Below are 16290 nucleotides of genomic sequence, written 5' to 3'. Positions count from 1 at the left end.
AAAAAAGGCGCCTGCGGCTTGGCCGCGGGCGCCTTCCTTGATTGCTGCCGGTGCCGGGACTAGCCAAGTTCCTTGGCCGCCGCGAGCACCGCCGCGTAGTCCGGTTCCTGGGTCACCTCGGGGACGAACTGGATATAGCGGATCACGTTCTTCTGGTCGATCACGAAGATGGCGCGTGCCAGGAGCTTCAGTTCCTCGATCAGCACCCCGTAGGCCAGGGCGAAGGAGCGGTCGCGGTAGTCGGAGAGGGTGACCACCTTGTCGATGCCGGCGGCTCCGCACCACCTCTTCTGGGCGAAGGGGAGGTCGGCGCTGACGGTCAGGACCACCACGCTCCCCGGCAGCCCCGCCGCCTCCTGGTTGAAGCGCCTGGTCTCCGTGTCACAGACCGGCGTGTCCAGTGAAGGAACGGCGCTGACGATCTTCACCTTTCCCTCATAGTTCGCCAGGGTGACCTGGTTGAGAGAGTTGTCCACCACGGCGAAATTGGGAGCGGCATCCCCCACCTTCAGTTCCGGCCCCACCAGTGTCACCGGGTTTCCCTTGAAAGTAACTTTAGGCATAGTTCCTCCTGCACAGGTTGAATTCTCGGGAAAGGGTAAGACATTTTGCGCGGATTGCAACTGCTGCGGACGCGGGTCGCTCCCTTTGGCCGGGGAAACCGGCACGAGCCCTCCTGCGGGGACGGTCAGCCTCCCGTTCGCTCCGGCATGGGAAGCCCGTCGACCAGGAAGGGGGTCAACTCCTCCGGGGGGACCGGGCGGCAGAAGAGGTACCCCTGCATTACGGCGCAGCCGTGGTCCAAAAGGAAGGTCATCTGCTCGGCGGTCTCCACCCCCTCGGCGACGATCTCGAGCCTCATGCTGGTGGCCATGGAGATGATGGCGGTGGCGATGGCCGCGCCGTCGGCGTCCTTGGTCACGCCGGTTATGAAGGAGCGGTCGATCTTCAGCGTGTCGATGGGGAAGCGCCTTAGGTAGCTGAGTGAGGAATAGCCGGTGCCGAAGTCGTCGATGGAGACGGTGACCCCCATCCCCTTGAGCTCGGCGAGCGTGGCCGTGGCCTGCTCCACGTCGCGCATGATCACCCCTTCGGTCAGTTCCACCTCCAGGTGACGCCCCTCCAGGCCGAAGTTCTGCAGGCACTCGCCCACCATCTCCACCAGGCTTTTCTTGAGGAAATGGCATCCGGAAAGGTTCACCGCCACCCTCGGGGGGGTGATCCCCTGGGCGCTCCAGGCGGCGATCTGGCGGCAGACCGCATGCACCACCCATTCGTCGATCAGCATGATCTGCCCGCTCTCCTCGGCGAAGGGGATGAAGCTGGCGGGGGGGACGAAGCCGAGTTCCGGGCTCTGCCAGCGGATCAGCGCCTCCAGCCCCACGATCCTCCCCTTGCCGGCATCGATCTGCGGCTGGTAGTAGAGCACGAATTCCTCGTTGGCCAGGGCCTTTCTGAGCTGCCGCTCCAGGAGCAGCCGCTCGCATGCCGCGTCGTTGAGGGCCTGCATGAAGAACTGGGCGTTGTTGCGCCCCTCTTTCTTGGCGTGGTACATGGCGGTGTCGGCGTTCTTCACCAGGGTCATGGCGTCCTCGCCGTCGTCCGGGTAGATGCTGATGCCGATGCTTGCCGTGACGCAGATCTCCACGTCGTCCAGGAGGAAGGGGTCCGAGAGGAGCTGCAGGATCCGCTGCGAGGCCGCGATCACCCCCTTGCTGTCCTGGATATCCTCCATGATGACCGTGAACTCGTCGCCACCCAACCGGGCCACCGGGTTGCCGTCCGCCGCCCCCCCGATCCCCTGCCAGACGGAATCATAGCCGCGGATGCAGCGCTTCAGGCGTTCGGACACTTCCCTGAGCAGGTCGTCCCCCACGGCGTGCCCCAGGGTGTCGTTGATCTCCTTGAAGCGGTCCAGGTCGAGGAAGAGTATCGCCACCTTCTTGCGGTAGCGGCGCGCGAAGGTGAGGGCGCGCTCCAGAAGCTCGCCGAAGAGGACCCGGTTGGGAAGGCCGGTGATGCTGTCGTAGTAGGCAAGGGAGCGGACCTGGTCCTCGATCCGCTTCCTCTCGGTGATGTCCTGGATGGTGCCGGAGATGCGCACCACCCGGCCGCTCTCGTCGGTGCCGACCTCCCCCTCGGTGTGGCAGTAGCGCTCGTCGCCGCGTGGGAGCAGGATCTGGTGGTCCAGGCTGATCGGCCGCTGGTAGGCGCAGGCATCCTCGAAGGCCTTGTTGAAGAGCTCCTTGTCCAGGGGGTGGATCGTGTTGAGAAAGGCAGGGTAGGAGGAGTCGAAACCGACCGGGTCGACGGTGAAGATGTTGGAGATCTCCTGGGACCAGTAGAACTTGTCGTTGAGGATATCCCATTCCCAGCTCCCCATGTGGGCGATGCGGTGGGCGTTGCTCAGGCGCGCCTCGCTCACCCTGAGGTCGCGCATGGCCTTGCTGGAGCGGAGCATGTAGCGGACCCTGTGCCGCAGGATGGCCCAGTGGATCGGCTTGGTGATGAAGTCGGTGGCCCCGGCGTGATAGGCCTGCTCGATGGCCCGAGTGTCGTCCAGGCCGGTCATCATGAGGATCGGGACGTCCCCTCCGGCGGGGAGGGCGCGCAGGGCGCGGCAGGTCGAGAAGCCGTCCATCTCCGGCATCATCACGTCGAGCAAAACGATGTCGGGCTGCAACTGGCGGAACTGCTCCAGCGCCACCGCACCGTTTTCTGCCAAGGCGACGAAGAAGCCTGCCTGCTCCAGGGCCGCCACGGCCAGATCGCGCATCATCTCGTCGTCGTCGGCAACCAGCACCAGCTCGGGGCGCAGTTCGTCTTCCTCGTCGTTCAGGTAGGCTTCCATTTCCGCAGTCATCTCCTCCATGTTCGTTATCCCAGCAGCCCCTGCACGGCGGCCACCACCTTGGCGGCAGCGAAGGGTTTGTGCAGGTAGCCGCCGGCCCCGGTCCGCTCCACGAGCGCCTGCAGCTCTGCTTCGGGTTTGCCGGAGACGTAGAGGATGGGGATGTCCCGGGTCGCCTCGTTGGCCCTGTAGATCTCGGCCACCTTCTCGCCGGAGAGAAAGGGCATCATCACGTCCAGGATGATCAGGGCGGGCTGCGCCCCTTCCCAGAGATACCGGTTAGCCTCGGCGGCGTTGCAGGCCATGCGGACCTCGTAGCCCGCCCACTCCAGGATCCCCTGCAACAAGGTGGTGACGGTCTCGTCATCGTCGATCACCAGGATTCTCTGCTTTCCCATGGTCAACTCCTTTACTCGGGGACCGGGGCGAGCTCCGGCAGTGCGGCCAGGTACTCCACCGCCTTCCGGTGCTGCGCCTCGATCCGCCGCACTAACGGCTCGGCCCCCTCCAGGATCCCCTCGACGGTCAGGAGCTCCAGTTGCCGGCAGGTATCGGAGAGCCCCAGGCACCCCAGCGAGGCGCTGCTCGATTTCAGCGTGTGCGCGGCCTGGCGCACCCCCTGCGGGTCCCCTCCGGCCAGCCCCTCCCGCATCGAGGCCACCAGAAGCGGGCTGGACTTCATGAAGGAGCCCACCACCTTGGCCAGCAGGTCCGGCTTGCCGGGGAGCTGCAGCGCGCGGATCTCGTCCAGTACCGCCGGGTCGATGTCGCCGCCGGCGTCAACCGCAGCCGCTGCATCGCTTGGTTCCATCGCGTCTTCGGCGGAGGGAGCCGCCGGGGGGAGCCAGCGCTGCAGCACGGCGACCAGTTGGGCCTGCGTGAAGGGCTTGGTCAGATAGTCGTCCATGCCGGCGGCGAAGCACTGCTCGCGGTCGCCGCGCATGGCGTGGGCGGTCAGGGCGATGATGGTGCGCCGCTTTTCTTGCGGCGCGCTTCTTTCCCGCTCCCGGACGGCGCGGGTGGCGGCGTAGCCGTCCATGATCGGCATCTGGCAATCCATGAAGACGAGGTCGAAGTCGCGCCGGGCCATGGAGTCCAGGGCTTCCATGCCGTTGTTGGCGACGCTGACCCGGCAGCCGGACGCCTCCAGCATGGCGGTTGCCACGTCCTGGTTCACCGGGTTGTCCTCCACCAGGAGCACCTCCGCAGAGAGCGCCGGCGCGGGCCCCTGTTCCGCGTCGGCTTGCGGCTGCACCGCACGGCTCATCCCCACCCCCAGAAGGTCCACGATCGCGTTGTAGAGTCGGGACTGGCGCACCGGCTTGCTGATGTAGCACCCGATGCCGGCCTTGATCGCCTCGTCCTGATCGCCGAACTGTCCCACGGAGGTCACCATGAGGAGCCGGGTCGGGGCCAGCGCAGGGTCCGCCTTGATGGCGCGGGCGAGGTCGATGCCGTTCATCTCCGGCATCTGCATGTCCAGTAAGGCCAGGTCGTACGGCGCCCAGTCCCGGGCCGCCTGCCGCATCAGGTCAAGAGCAGTCCCCCCGTTGTCCGCCATGTCGGCGCTGATGCCCCAGGCGTGCAGCTCGTGGTGCATGATGCTCAGGTTGGTCGAGTTGTCGTCCACGATGATCGCACGGTAGCCTGCGAGGGCGACCCGGTCGGTGGCGGGGCCGCGCCGCGGCCCTTCCCGGCGCAGCCTGAGGGTGAACCGGAAGGTGGAGCCCACGCCGACCTCGCTCTCCAGGCCGATCTCCCCCCCCATGAGTTCCACCAGTTGACGGGCGATGGTGAGTCCCAGGCCGGTGCCGCCGTACTTGCGGGTGGTCGAGTTGTCCGCCTGCGAGAACCCCTCGAAGATCCGCTCCTTCACCTCGGAAGAGATGCCGATGCCGGTGTCCGCGACCTCGAGCTGCACCACGACCTCCTTGCCGCGCTCCTCCTTGAGCGTACCCCGGATCACCACCTCGCCCCGGTCGGTGAACTTCACCGCGTTACCCACCAGGTTCATCAGGATCTGGTGCACCCGCACCTGGTCCCCCACCAGCACCGGCGGGACGTCGTTTTCCACCAGCGCGATGATCTCGAGCCCCTTGCGGTGCGCCGTCTCGGCGAGGAGCTCGACCACGTCGGCTACCGTGTCCTGCAGGTTGAAGGCGCTCTCTTCCAGCTCCAGTTTGCCGGCTTCGATCTTGGAGAAGTCCAGGATGTCGTTGATGATGCTGAGGAGCGCCTCGCCGGAGCGGCGCACCGATGAGACGAAACGATTTTGCTGCTCGTCCAGCCTGGTGGCCATCAGGAGTTCGGTCATCCCCAGCATGCCGTTCATGGGCGTGCGGATTTCGTGGCTCATGTTGGCCAGGAACTGGCTCTTGGCGCGGCTCGCCGTCTGTGCCGCCTCCATGGCCCGCTGCAGTTCGGCCACGGTCAACTCCAGTTCCTGGGTGCGCTGCGCCACCTTCTGCTCGAGCTGGTCGCGGTAGCTGGCGAGTTCGCGGTCCCGGGCCTGGATCTGTCCCAGCATCTCGTTGAACCCATCCATGAGTGCGCCCAATTCGTCGTCACCGCTCTTCTCTACCCGGACCGCATAATCCTGATCCCGGGATACCCCTTCCATGGTGCGGGCAAGCAGCACGATGGGCGCCGAGACCACCCCCTGCAACCGTAGGGAAACGAAATAGGAACAGAAAAGGCTCCCCAGCATCACCAGGAAGGCCCCACCCAGCACCCCGAAGAGCTGGGAGTTGAGTTGACGGTAATCGGCACGGATCACCACGGTCCCCAGCTGCTGCCCCTCGATGGTGATCTTCGAGCTCACCACCATGTCACCGTCGAGGTCCCAGAGGTCCCCCCGTGCCGCTTCCAGGGCCAGGGCTTTGCCGGACTTGGCCTGTGGCGCGACCCCCGCCGCCTGATAGGAGGCGAAAGGCTGCCAGTCCTCCGCAAGGATGTACGCCTCCAGGATGTACTTCTTGTTTTCGAGAAACTGCAGCGTGCGCTGGGCGTCCTTCTTGTCCCCGAAAGCGACAGCCGCTGAGCTGTTGTGTCCGACGATGGAGGCGAGGGTGGAGAGTTCCTGGTGCATCCCGATGCGGGACCAGACGAAGGTCCCGACCACGAAGGTGAGCGAGGCGAGGGCCAGCGTGAACCCGCTGGCGATCAGCAGGATCAACATCAGTTTTTTGCGAATCGGCAGTCGACCGATCAATTTCCGCATGGTTTCTACCCACCACAAGACGACCGTTCTGGTCACCTTCGCTGCAACAAACGCGTCTGCCTGTTCAGGCTCATGCTGCTTGTGCAACTGTATCGGAAAAGAACCTGAGAACTTGAACCATTTCCCGCAAGTCCTGGTACCGGAGGGGCTTCTTGTGGAGGCAGAGGGAGTGCAGAGCCCCGGAGGGGAGTGGGAACCGCGGGGGAAGGCGGGCCGAAGCAGAAGCGGGGTCGGGATGCGGACCGTGGTCCCTTCCCCGCCTCAGGGGGGCTCAGTGCAGCCGCGCTTTCGGCTTCAGCCGAGGTCGATGACAACCGGCTTACCCTCGTGAGCCGAGGCGTAGGCACCCAGCTCGTAGTCCTTCTGAGAGATGTGCCTGACCAGCCAGTCTTTAAGGAAGGTGATGATTTCCAGGGAGATGGCGCTGGTGCCTGCCAGGAAATCCTTCTGGATCTCGCCGATTCTTCTTATGAAGAAGGCGTGTTCCGTCAGGTGTTCTTCGCTTGCGGGAAAGGCTACTTTATTCATCAGCAACTCTTCTTGGGCGAAGTGGTAGGTCGCGTAATCGACAAGCTCATCCAGCACGGTTTCGAGGCCCTGTTTGGATTTCCCGTCACAGAACTCGTCGTAAGTCTTGTTGAGCAGTTCCACCAGGTGTTCATGATGTTGGTCGATCATCTCGTGTCCGACCGCCAGACTTCCATTCCAAGTAACGATAGGCATGTTGACCCTCCCTGTTTCAAGCTGCATACGGTTCCTATCGGGAGGTGCGAATCGAAACTTGAAGAAGTGCGACCTGCTAAAAGTCCCATTACGGTTCGCAGTACTAAAAAGGCACCTGCAGCGTAACTGCAGGTGCCTCTTGCTCTCGTTGTGAATGCCGATGCCTTAGGAAACCGGCTGGTCGATCAGCCGCCGGCCCAGCTCGAAGGCCTTCCGGCAGTTTTCCGGGAAGAGGACGCTGTGCCTTTGCCGCCGCTGCTCCGGGTCGAAATAGTCGAAGACGTATTTGCCGTAGTCGTCGAACTGGAGCGTCTCGTTACAGCAGAGCGTTTCACACGCGCCGAAGATCCTCCCCAGGTAGTTCTCGTTCCCGCCCATGTGCACCGCGTAGTTGATCTCCTTCATGAGATCTGCCTGGATGTTCATGGTGTAGATGAACGCGGTTCGGATCTTTCTCTCGAACAGCGATGCCGGCGGCTGTGCATAGACGAAGTACTGGAACAGGAGTCTTTCCAGGAAAGAGCACATTTCCCCCGTCGCCCGGCCGAAGTAGACCGGGGAGCCGAGCACCAGCCCATCGGCCTGGGCGATCTTCTCGAGGATGGGCGTGAGGCCGTCCTTCATGGCGCACTTCCCGTAGCTCTTACCCCCCTTGAGCTTGCAGGCGAAGCAGCTCGTGCATCCTTTGAAGTCGACATCGTAGAGATGGATCAGTTCCGTGTCCGCCCCTGCGGACGCCGCGCCGTCCAGCGCCTTTTGCAGCACCTGGGCGGTATTCCATTTTTTCCTGGGACTGCCATTGATTCCGATAACCTTCATGGGGATCCTCCTGGTATTGATCTGCCGTGCAACCGTCGCGGCAGCGAGATTTTCGGCAGCATAGACCAACGGGGCCGCGGTGGATAGTACGAACCTTTTAGTGCCATAGTACCCGCGCAGAAACCGTGAAGCCTCGGCTCCAGGCCTGCGATCTCACCCGCCTTCGTTACTGCCGGGGAGGTCACTCCTGAAGGAAGTCGGCCGGTGCGGACGGAAAAGGGGTCGCACAGTAACCTGTAAGCCGGACTCTTTTGGTGGAGATGATCGGGATGGGGAGGGATCCGACGCGCTACCAGTGCTTGGGCAGGACGATGCGGAACTCGGCGCCGAGGCCGGGGTGGTTGGTCACCTGGATCTTGCCGCCGTGGTTGGTGATGATCCGGTTGGCGATGGGAAGCCCCAAGCCGGTGCCGCTCTCCTTGGTGGTGAAAAAGGGCGTGAAGATGTTGTTCAACTGCTCGAGGGGGATCCCGCCGCCGGTATCGACGATCTTGACCGAGATGGCATCCTTGCCATCGAGCTCGCTTGGGTGCACCTGGATCGAGAGCTGCCCGCCGGGGGGCATGGCCTCGAGTGAATTCTGGATGATGTTGATGAACACCTGCTTCAACTGCTGGCAGTCCCCCAGCAGGACCTGGCGCTGACGCGGGAACTTGGTATTGATGCCGATCTGCTTCTCCTCGATGGTCGACGCGGCCATGACGAGGGTTTCCTTGACGATGTCCACGACGTTGCAGCGGGTGTAGCAGATGGTGGTCTTCTTCGAGAAGAGCAGGATCTCGGAGAGGATCCCTTCCAGGCGTATGACTTCGCGCACGATCAGGTCGGCGCTGGCCCACTCGCTGCTCTCGGGGGGGAGCTTGCGCGCCAGACGTCCGGCGAAACCGCCGATCGACACCAACGGCCCCTTCAGTTCGTGCGCGATGCCCGCGGCCATCTCGCCGATGGTGGCCAACCGCTCCTTCTGGAGCAGGCTCTCCTGGGCCTCGCTCAGCTGGCGGTGTGCATCCTCGACCTTGTTGTAGAGCATCGAGTTCTCGATCGCCATGCCGGCCTGGTTGGTGAAAAGCTGCAAAAAGCGCAGGTGCTCCTGGGTGATCGGGGAGAGTGTGAGCGCGTTGTCGACCAGCACCACCCCGACCGTCTGGCCGTGGGCGATCAGGGGGGACGCGGCGAGCGCGGTGCGCGATACCGCGGACGCGTCGGAGCCGATCCCGGTCTCCTCGGGGATGTAGATCAGCCGCCTTTCGAGGACGGCCTGCGACGCGATGTTCAGGGTCGGGTCCAGTTCGAGCCTCTTTCCCTGCACCTGCCGCGAGAACTCGGACTCCCGTTGGGCCGCCATCTCGTCCTCCGTGATGTCCCAGCGGCTGGAGAGGAGGTCGTCGCCTCCCCCCTGCGGCATGGAAAGGGGAGGGGCGTTCTCCGAGGTGACCCCCAACATCCCGACCAGGGAGCCTGATCGCTCGTTGGCCAGAAACAGCATGGCGCGGTCGAAGAAGGGGGTCGGGCCGGAGGTGAGGGCGGTGAGCGTCAGGTGGATCAGCTTGTTCAGCTTGATGGTGGAGAGCATGGTGTTGCTCAGCCGGTACAGGAGGGAGAGTTCCTTCAGCTTTTTCTCGTTCTCGGTGTCAAAGCTCGCCACCCGCTCTTCGCAGATCGCCTCGGTGAGCGCACCGGCGACCAGGCGCGCCACGGTCTCGGCCAGTTCCGCCTGTTCCGGCGCCAACAGTTCGCCGCCGCCGAACAGGGAGAGCGCGCCGAGATGCTGCCCGTTGCAGCTAAGCGGAGCGCAGAGGGCATAACGGCACGCCCCGGGTAGGGGGAGCTTGTCGGTGCGAGTGGCGCCGGCGGCAAGGGCGCGCGCGGAGAACCTCTGTTCGAACTCGAGCAACGCCGTCAGCTCCCTCCTGGCGCTGCTGTGGCACCCTTTGTACACCCTGTTCCGGTTGCGCCCTTTGGGGCTGAGGCGGATCACGGCGCAACCCGCGAGCCCCGAGGCGGTGCAGAGCTTGACGACCTGCGGCAGCAGGATGGCTGCCGGGGTGGGTGCCGAAAGCAACTGGCCGAGCGAGGAGAGCAGCGACAGGTTGCGACGGGCCTTGTGGGCCTCCTGCTCCACGGCGAGGCCGGACAGGGTGAGTGAGAAGATGGGGACCAACTGCCGGCAAAGCGCCAGGCTCTCCGCGGGAAGCTCGGGATCGGGACAGGCGAGGGCAAGGATGGCGGCCAGCCCGGTGCCGTCCAGGATCGGGATGGCTGCGAACTGGCCCGCCTCGCCGCTGCCGCGCTCTTCCGGGTGCAGGTCGACGGAGGTGCCGTAAACGTCGCGCAGTTCGGCGGCGGCACGGCCGGCGCAACCCTGCCCGTAGGGGATCAGGCAGCTGCGGCTGGCCCCGGAGAGCAGCGAGCTGAAACATACGGTGAGAGCGGGCTCTGTAGAATCGGGGAGAAACAGGGCGGCGGAGGCAATGCCGGGGGTGCGGGCGGCCAGGCGAAGCAGCCCGCGGAGCCGGCCCTGGTGCGAGCGGCCGGAAGACTGGGCAACGCGTAACGCTTGCTCCAGGAGGTTATTTCCCTTCCGGGCAGCCATGCGCACTCCGAAGGACGAAAACTCGTGGGATGGGAGATCTAGCGGAACCTTTCTTTCTTTTCCTGCTCCATCTTGCAGTCGATGCAGAGGGTGGTCACCGGGCGGGCCTTCAGGCGCGCTTCACTGATGTCCTCTTCGCACACCTCGCAGATGCCGAAGGTGCCCTGATCGATGCGGTTCAGCGCTTCCTGTATCTTGTTGATCAGTTTGCGCTCGCGGTCCCGGATGCGCAGTTCGAAGGTGCGGTCCGATTCCTGTGTGGCACGGTCGGTCGGGTCCGGGAAGTTGGTCGTGTCGGAGTTCATCTCCATGACGGTTCGGCCAGCTTCTTCCAGGAGCGATCGTTTCTCTTCCTGCAGGATACCTCTGAAGTACTCGAGCTTTTCCGGATTCATGACACACCTACCCTTTCTAATCAATACGACATTAAAGAGGATTTTTGTAAATTAGTAAAGTGAAATTTTCCTCTTAACGAAAAGATGCCGAAAACGCAGAGCCAGTTGCTCAGGCACCCAAAACGGCGCTATATGGCGTCGAGGGCTTCGGCCAGGGAATTGACCCCGACGACCTTCATCCCCGCGATCTCCTTCTTGGGTGCGTTCCCCTTGGGGACGATGGCGCGGGTAAAGCCATGTTTCACCCCTTCCTTGAGTCTCGATTCTCCGTTGGAGACCGGCCGGATCTCCCCGGAGAGCCCCACCTCCCCGAAAACCAGCAGGTCCTGGGGGAGCACCGAGTTCCTGAAGCTGGAGACGATGGCCAGGGCCACGGCGAGGTCCGCGCTGGTCTCCAGCACCCGGATCCCTCCCACCACGTTGACGAAGACGTCCTGGTCGGAGAGGACCAGACCGCCGTGCTTGGTGATCACGGCGAGGATCATGGCGATGCGGTTCTGGTCCAGGCCGATGCCGAGCCGGCGCGGCGAGCCGTACTGGGCCGAAACTACCAGCGACTGTATCTCGACCAGGAGCGGCCGGGTCCCTTCCCAGAGCACGCTGATCAGGCTCCCCGGCGCCGCGTTCTCGGTGCGGGAGAGGAAGATGGCGGAGGGGTTCTTCACCTCGCGCAGGCCACGCTCGGTCATGGCGAACACCCCCAGCTCGTTCACCGGCCCGAACCGGTTCTTGGTGGTCCGCATGAGCCGGTAGCGGGCATCCTCGGTGGAGGAAAGCATCACCTGGGTGTCGACCATGTGGGACAGGGTCATGGGGCCCGCAAGCGACTGGTCCTTGGTGACGTGCCCGACCATGATGAGGACCACGCCGGAGGTCTTCGCGTAGCAGGTGAAGGCGGCGGCGGACTCGCGGACCTGGGATACCCCCCCCGGCGCCGCATCGATCCCGGCGGACTGCATCACCTGGATCGAGTCGATCACCACCACCTCGGGTCGCTCGCTCTCGGCCGCCTCAAGGACCCGCTCAACCGAGCTCTCGGCCAGCATCTTGACCCGGTCCAGCGGCAACTGCAGCCTGCGGGCCCGCCCGGCGATCTGCTGCAGGGACTCCTCGCCGGAGACGTAGAGCACCTCCTTGCTGGACGCCGCGTGGCACATGGTCTGCAGCAATATCGTGCTCTTTCCGGCGCCGGGGTCGCCGCCGATCAGGATCACCGAACCGGGGACGAAGCCCCCTCCAAGCACCCGGTCGAACTCCTCGCTGCCGCTGGAAAAGCGGGCCTCCTCGGTACAGCTGACCTCGCCGAGCAGCGTGACCGCCGAGGTGGCCCCGGCGAAACCGTCGCGCCGGCCGGCACGGGGCTCGGCACCCAGGCGCACCTCCTTGATGGTGCTCCAGGCGTCGCATGCGCTGCAGTGCCCCTGCCATTTGGGATAGGTCGCGCCGCAGTCGGAGCAGACGTACCCGGTCTTAACCTTTACCTTTGCCATACCCCCCCAACCCCGCCGATGGCGGCTGAAAAACTACGTAATCCTAAGCTTTTTGGCAAACAGTGTCAACTCCGGCGCGCATGTGGGCTCCGACCTCCATTCAGTTTGACAAGGTTTCCCCGGCTAAGATAAAATCACTGCTTCCTTTTAACGGTTTGCCCGATCCAGGAGGCCCGGTGGCGTCTGCCGACAATAAAAGAGAAAAGTCACTCTCCCCCGGTGAGATGGAGCGGTTGTCCGGGCTCTGTCTCGAAACCGTCGGTGCGCTGAGGGAGGTCTTCGAGGAGATCGGCAAGGGGGTGATCCCGGCTGCCGAGCCTCTCATGGACCGGGTGCGCGCCCTGGCGCGAGCCGCCTTGACGGATCCGGCGTCCCTGTTGCAGCTGACCCCGACCCGTGAAGATGACGGCTACACCTTCCAGCACAGCGTGAGCGTGGGCGTACTGGCCCTGGCGCTGGCGGCGTCCTTGGGGCATGACGGGGAACAGGTGGCCGAGTGCGGGGTGGCCGGGTTTCTCCACGACATCGGCAAGACCAGGGTCGACCTCTGCATCCTGGACAAGCCGGGCAAGCTTTCCGGTGACGAGGTGCTGGAGATGCAGAAACACCCCGAGTACGGCGCGGAGATCGTGCGCGGGATGACGGGTGTGCCGCCAAGCGTGATCGAGGCGGTGCTCGGGCACCACGTGCGCTTCGACAGGACCGGCTACCCGGAGTCGGCGCGCACCCTCTGCCTCGGGATACCGTGCGCCATCGTCGCGGTGGCGGACTTCTACGACGCGACCACGACGACGAGGGCCTACCAGCGGCCGATGTTACGGCACGAGGCGGTCGAGGCGCTCAGGAGGGCGCGCGGCACGGTGTTGGACGGCAGCATCGTGGAAGGGTTCCTGGAACTGACGGACGGGGGGGATTGAACTGAATCAGGGGAGCTGCGCCAGGGCCGTAGCGGCGGCGGCGCGGGTCTTGTCGAAGGGTGAGGAGAGGAGCTTGATCATAGCGTCTGAGAGCGAGGCCGCCCCCATCCGCCCCAGGGCGAGTGCCGCCTCGGCATCGAGGATGCCGTCATTGGCCTCCAAAAACGGGGTGAGCTTGGCTGCCACGGAGGGGTTGCGGTAGCGCGACAGCGCCTCTATGGCGAGGGCGCGCACGGTCACGGCGGGATCCTGCAGTTTCTCCAGCAGCGTGGGGAGCGCATCGGGACGGGCCAGCTCTCCCAGGACCTTGACCGCCGCGCAACGGATGTCCTCTTCCGGCCTCCCCGCGCAGTAGTAGAGGATCGGCAGCACCTTGTCGTCGCCGATCCGTCCGAGGGCGTAGATGGCGGCCACCTTGGTGGCGCGGTCTCCGCGCTTCAGGCGGTCGAAGACCTCCTCCAGGCTCTCAGCCGCCTCCAGCGCCTCCAGCGCGATCGAGGCCGCCAGACGCACCTCAGGCTCCGGGTCCTTTAAAAGCGGGATGATGGCGTCGCGCCTTTTGATGCGTTCGGCATGGTCCATAGCGATGATAACTAACAAAATTCGGCCCGCTGCACAACACAATTCAATCAATCCCCACCTAGCGGCGGGCGTATAAGGAGACATGGATGGCAAACAGGATCAAATGCATCGCACTTTCCGCTCTGGTGCTCCCCGGGCTTGGGCAGCTGTACCGGGGGAGCCGGGTCAAGGGAGGGGTGATGCTCCTGCTCGATAACATCTTTCTGCTCGGGGGGCTGTTCGTCGGGCTGCGAAGCGCAGGGAAGCTGATCGCGGCCGGGCAGCAGGGACTCACCCCCGAACAGGTGCTGGCGGCGATCCAGGTGGATGCCCCTTACGTAAAATGGCTTTTGGGCGGATTCATGATCGTCTGGGCCTATGGGGTGGTTGATGCCGTATTTTATAAAGGAGACAATTGACAAACGTTATTTTATTGTGAGATAAGGGTAGCGTTTCCCGGCGGTCCAAGCGGGAAGCAAGGGAGGCGCTCTCTACATGATACGTGCGGAAATCCTGGGGACCGGCGGCTACGTTCCGGCGCGGGTCGTCCCCAACGCTCACTTCGACTACCTGGTGGATGACGCGGACCAGTGGATCCACTCCCGGACCGGCATCCGTGAAAGACGCTTCGCGGCAGCGGAGGAGGCGACTTCAGATCTCGCCACCAACGCCGCCCTCCTCGCCCTCGAAAACGGCGATGTCGACCCCCTCGAACTCGACTGCATCATCGTCGCCACCTCCACCCCCGACATGATCCTTCCCGCCACCGCCTGCATGGTGCAGAAGAACATCGGTGCCGCCAAGGCCTTCGCCTTCGACATGAACGCGGTTTGCAGCAGCTTCATCTACGGCGTCGAACTGGCGGACAACCTGATCCGTTCCGGGAAGTACCGCAAGGTGCTCCTGATTGGGGCGGACACCTATTCGAAGATCCTCGATATGGATGACAAGACCACCGCGCCGCTCTTCGGCGACGGCGCCGGTGCGCTGATCCTGGGAGCGGGGCTCTCGGGGAAGGGGATCCAGCACTCCGTGATGCAGAGTGACGGTAACGGCTGGGAACTGATCCAGGTCCCCTCCTCGGGGTCGAGGAAGCCGATCAGCGCCGAGAGCATCGCGGCCAAGGAAAACACCTTCAAGATGGCAGGCAAAAGCGTGTTCAGCTTTGCCACCGACGTCATCCCCCGCATCATCTCGGACCTGGCCGAGCGCGGCGGCGTGAAGCCCGAGGAGATCGACCATATCATCCCGCACCAGGCCAACGTGCGCATCATCGACTTCATCTCCAAGAAGACCGGGATACCCAAGGAGAAGTTCCTGCTGAACCTGGACCGTTACGGCAACACGGCGGCGGGCTCGGTGGGGCTTGCCCTGGACGAGAACCGGAGAAACGGCGTGATCAAGTCGGGGGACCTGGTGCTGATGATGGGCTTTGGCGGCGGACTTTCCTGGGGAGGGGTGCTGCTGAGGGCCTGAGGCAGGTTAAGGTTGAGGTTGAGGTTGAGGTTGAGCAGAACCAATGATGCGAAGGGGACGGGCCGTTTGGTGCCGTCCCCTTCTTTTTTGCTCAAGCGGCGCACACCTCCCTCTCCATCGGGGAGAGGGGCGGGGTGAGGGCGCAGAAAACGGCGGTCCTTGACTACAGAAGCCCCGGTGCGGGGACGGCTAGGACGCCTTGATCCCTGCTATTCCCTCGGGAATTTCGAGCGGCGTGAGCCGGCAGGCCCGCATCCGGTCGACCAGCTCCTCGTTGGGGACCCGCTGACGCCAACCGGCGTGGAAGCGGTCAGCGGCGACCAGAAGCCCGCCCGGGGCGAGACGGGCGGCGAGCCCCGCGAAGGCGGCCGCAAGCTCTACGGGGTCGTGCAGGAGAGGACCCCCCAGAAGGCCGTTGCACAGGACCAGGTCGTAGGGGGCGCGCTGCAAAGGGGCGTCGACGCGGTCCAGGTAGAATTCCAAGGCCGGTGCAGCCGGATGGCAGAGAAGAGAGCCGACCCGGCCGCGGTAATCGCGCTCCCGCTCGGCGGCGTGCGGGAAATACATGTGCGCCGCGGCGAAGAGTTCGATCGGCTCCAGCGTCGAGCCGTGCACCGAACTCCCGGCGCCGAAACCGGCATCCGCGAGCACCTGCGCCGCCTGGTAGGTCCCTTCGCCGCTGCCGCAGGCGGCATCGAGCACCCTGATGCCGTGGGGGAAGCGCCCCGCGTTGGCGCGAAGCCACAGCGAAAGCCAATGGGTCTGGACCGGATAGCGGTCGAAGCCGCCGCCAAAATGCTGGGGGAGCATGAGGGCGAAGAGAAAGGCGGTTCGCTCGGCCTCGTCCTCGGCCAGTCGGCGCAACACCGGTGCCGGATCGGCGCAGGGGAGGAGCGGCCAGAGCTTCTGCAGCAGGTCGATCCAGCTCGCGGAGCCGTGCAGGTAGCTTGCGGAAAGGAGAGGGGAGAAGCGGCAGCCGCGACGCAGAACCATCTCGAACACCGCGCGGGGCTGTTCCAGGGGGAACAGGGCCTCGGTAAGCCCGCGCATCTCGTTGCTGACGGCGAGACCTGGAGCCCAAAGAGGGAGAGGATAGCCGGCGGCGTAGCTCTCAAAGGCGCCTCCCAGCCGCGCGATGCGCCGTTCGAGCGCCGGGTCGAGCAGGGAGCCGGGGACCAGGAGCCGCTCCAGCCGCAGCCGGGTCTCGGCGCCGTCGATGGTGGGGACGAAGGAAAGCTGCATCGG

The 16290-nt window shown here is 64.4% G+C and carries 14 protein-coding genes; 3 read left to right on the top strand and 11 right to left on the bottom strand.

From position 1 onward, the window contains the following. Positions 1–59 precede the first annotated feature (59 nt). The 9 genes from tpx to radA form a co-directional block, all read right to left on the bottom strand. Positions 60–563: a thiol peroxidase gene (gene tpx / locus KP003_RS19325; protein WP_216500098.1), complete on the bottom strand. Its 504-nt coding sequence runs from the start codon at positions 561–563 to the stop codon at positions 60–62. Between the two features lie 125 nt (positions 564–688). Beyond that, on the bottom strand, positions 689–2872 hold the full coding sequence (locus KP003_RS19320) for a putative bifunctional diguanylate cyclase/phosphodiesterase (RefSeq protein WP_236027043.1): 2184 nt from the start codon (positions 2870–2872) through the stop codon (positions 689–691). A gap of 5 nt (positions 2873–2877) precedes the next feature. Beyond that, entirely contained in the window at positions 2878–3249 is a 372-nt protein-coding gene (locus KP003_RS19315) for a response regulator (protein WP_216500097.1), read from the bottom strand. 11 nt (positions 3250–3260) lie between these two features. Beyond that, positions 3261–6071, bottom strand: a complete 2811-nt coding sequence (locus KP003_RS19310) for a response regulator (protein ID WP_217300163.1) — start codon at positions 6069–6071, stop codon at positions 3261–3263. Between the two features lie 294 nt (positions 6072–6365). Then, positions 6366–6794 (bottom strand): bacteriohemerythrin, encoded by a 429-nt coding sequence (locus KP003_RS19305; RefSeq protein WP_216500095.1) that lies wholly within the window; start codon positions 6792–6794, stop codon positions 6366–6368. Between the two features lie 165 nt (positions 6795–6959). Then, the gene (locus KP003_RS19300; protein ID WP_216500094.1) at positions 6960–7613 is read right to left on the bottom strand and encodes a flavodoxin family protein; all 654 of its coding nucleotides are present in this window, start codon (positions 7611–7613) and stop codon (positions 6960–6962) included. A gap of 289 nt (positions 7614–7902) precedes the next feature. Then, complete coding sequence (locus tag KP003_RS19295; RefSeq protein WP_216500093.1) at positions 7903–10206, bottom strand: GAF domain-containing sensor histidine kinase; 2304 nt, start codon at positions 10204–10206, stop codon at positions 7903–7905. A gap of 38 nt (positions 10207–10244) precedes the next feature. Further along, positions 10245–10601 (bottom strand): RNA polymerase-binding protein DksA, encoded by a 357-nt coding sequence (gene dksA, locus KP003_RS19290; protein WP_216500092.1) that lies wholly within the window; start codon positions 10599–10601, stop codon positions 10245–10247. 128 nt (positions 10602–10729) lie between these two features. Next, on the bottom strand, positions 10730–12091 hold the full coding sequence (gene radA / locus KP003_RS19285) for a DNA repair protein RadA (RefSeq protein ID WP_216500091.1): 1362 nt from the start codon (positions 12089–12091) through the stop codon (positions 10730–10732). Between the two features lie 176 nt (positions 12092–12267). On the opposite strand from radA, the gene KP003_RS19280 reads away from it, so the two are divergent. Continuing rightward, positions 12268–13008, top strand: coding sequence for an HD-GYP domain-containing protein (locus KP003_RS19280; RefSeq protein WP_239027574.1), 741 nt, complete (start codon positions 12268–12270; stop codon positions 13006–13008). A 6-nt stretch (positions 13009–13014) separates the two neighbouring features. Here the strand turns inward: KP003_RS19280 and KP003_RS19275 are convergent, their stop codons facing one another. Continuing rightward, the gene (locus KP003_RS19275; protein ID WP_236027042.1) at positions 13015–13608 is read right to left on the bottom strand and encodes a HEAT repeat domain-containing protein; all 594 of its coding nucleotides are present in this window, start codon (positions 13606–13608) and stop codon (positions 13015–13017) included. 68 nt (positions 13609–13676) lie between these two features. On the opposite strand from KP003_RS19275, the gene KP003_RS19270 reads away from it, so the two are divergent. Then, on the top strand, positions 13677–13988 hold the full coding sequence (locus tag KP003_RS19270) for a hypothetical protein (RefSeq protein WP_216500090.1): 312 nt from the start codon (positions 13677–13679) through the stop codon (positions 13986–13988). A 76-nt stretch (positions 13989–14064) separates the two neighbouring features. Further along, positions 14065–15045, top strand: coding sequence for a beta-ketoacyl-ACP synthase III (locus KP003_RS19265; RefSeq protein ID WP_216789728.1), 981 nt, complete (start codon positions 14065–14067; stop codon positions 15043–15045). A 189-nt stretch (positions 15046–15234) separates the two neighbouring features. Here the strand turns inward: KP003_RS19265 and KP003_RS19260 are convergent, their stop codons facing one another. Further along, the gene (locus KP003_RS19260) at positions 15235–16287 is read right to left on the bottom strand and encodes a class I SAM-dependent methyltransferase (protein WP_217300161.1); all 1053 of its coding nucleotides are present in this window, start codon (positions 16285–16287) and stop codon (positions 15235–15237) included. Positions 16288–16290: the final 3 nt, after the last annotated feature.

This window comes from Geomonas diazotrophica, assembly GCF_019063885.1.
Classification (GTDB): domain Bacteria; phylum Desulfobacterota; class Desulfuromonadia; order Geobacterales; family Geobacteraceae; genus Geomonas; species Geomonas diazotrophica.
The sequence above is the reverse complement of the archived record's forward strand: the minus strand, read 5'-3'. Positions and strand labels throughout refer to the sequence as shown.

Bases quoted from the DNA above. Each gene is read 5' to 3' on its own strand.
- KP003_RS19305 (WP_216500095.1), bottom strand. From the start codon at position 6,794: ATGCCTATCGTTACTTGGAATGGAAGTCTGGCGGTCGGACACGAGATG.
- dksA (WP_216500092.1), bottom strand. From the start codon at position 10,601: ATGAATCCGGAAAAGCTCGAGTACTTCAGAGGTATCCTGCAGGAAGAG.
- KP003_RS19310 (WP_217300163.1), bottom strand. From the start codon at position 6,071: ATGCGGAAATTGATCGGTCGACTGCCGATTCGCAAAAAACTGATGTTG.
- KP003_RS19295 (WP_216500093.1), bottom strand. From the start codon at position 10,206: ATGGCTGCCCGGAAGGGAAATAACCTCCTGGAGCAAGCGTTACGCGTT.
- KP003_RS19300 (WP_216500094.1), bottom strand. From the start codon at position 7,613: ATGAAGGTTATCGGAATCAATGGCAGTCCCAGGAAAAAATGGAATACC.
- tpx (WP_216500098.1), bottom strand. From the start codon at position 563: ATGCCTAAAGTTACTTTCAAGGGAAACCCGGTGACACTGGTGGGGCCG.
- KP003_RS19320 (WP_236027043.1), bottom strand. From the start codon at position 2,872: ATGGAGGAGATGACTGCGGAAATGGAAGCCTACCTGAACGACGAGGAA.
- KP003_RS19260 (WP_217300161.1), bottom strand. From the start codon at position 16,287: ATGCAGCTTTCCTTCGTCCCCACCATCGACGGCGCCGAGACCCGGCTG.
- KP003_RS19315 (WP_216500097.1), bottom strand. From the start codon at position 3,249: ATGGGAAAGCAGAGAATCCTGGTGATCGACGATGACGAGACCGTCACC.
- radA (WP_216500091.1), bottom strand. From the start codon at position 12,091: ATGGCAAAGGTAAAGGTTAAGACCGGGTACGTCTGCTCCGACTGCGGC.
- KP003_RS19265 (WP_216789728.1), top strand. From the start codon at position 14,065: ATGATACGTGCGGAAATCCTGGGGACCGGCGGCTACGTTCCGGCGCGG.
- KP003_RS19270 (WP_216500090.1), top strand. From the start codon at position 13,677: ATGGCAAACAGGATCAAATGCATCGCACTTTCCGCTCTGGTGCTCCCC.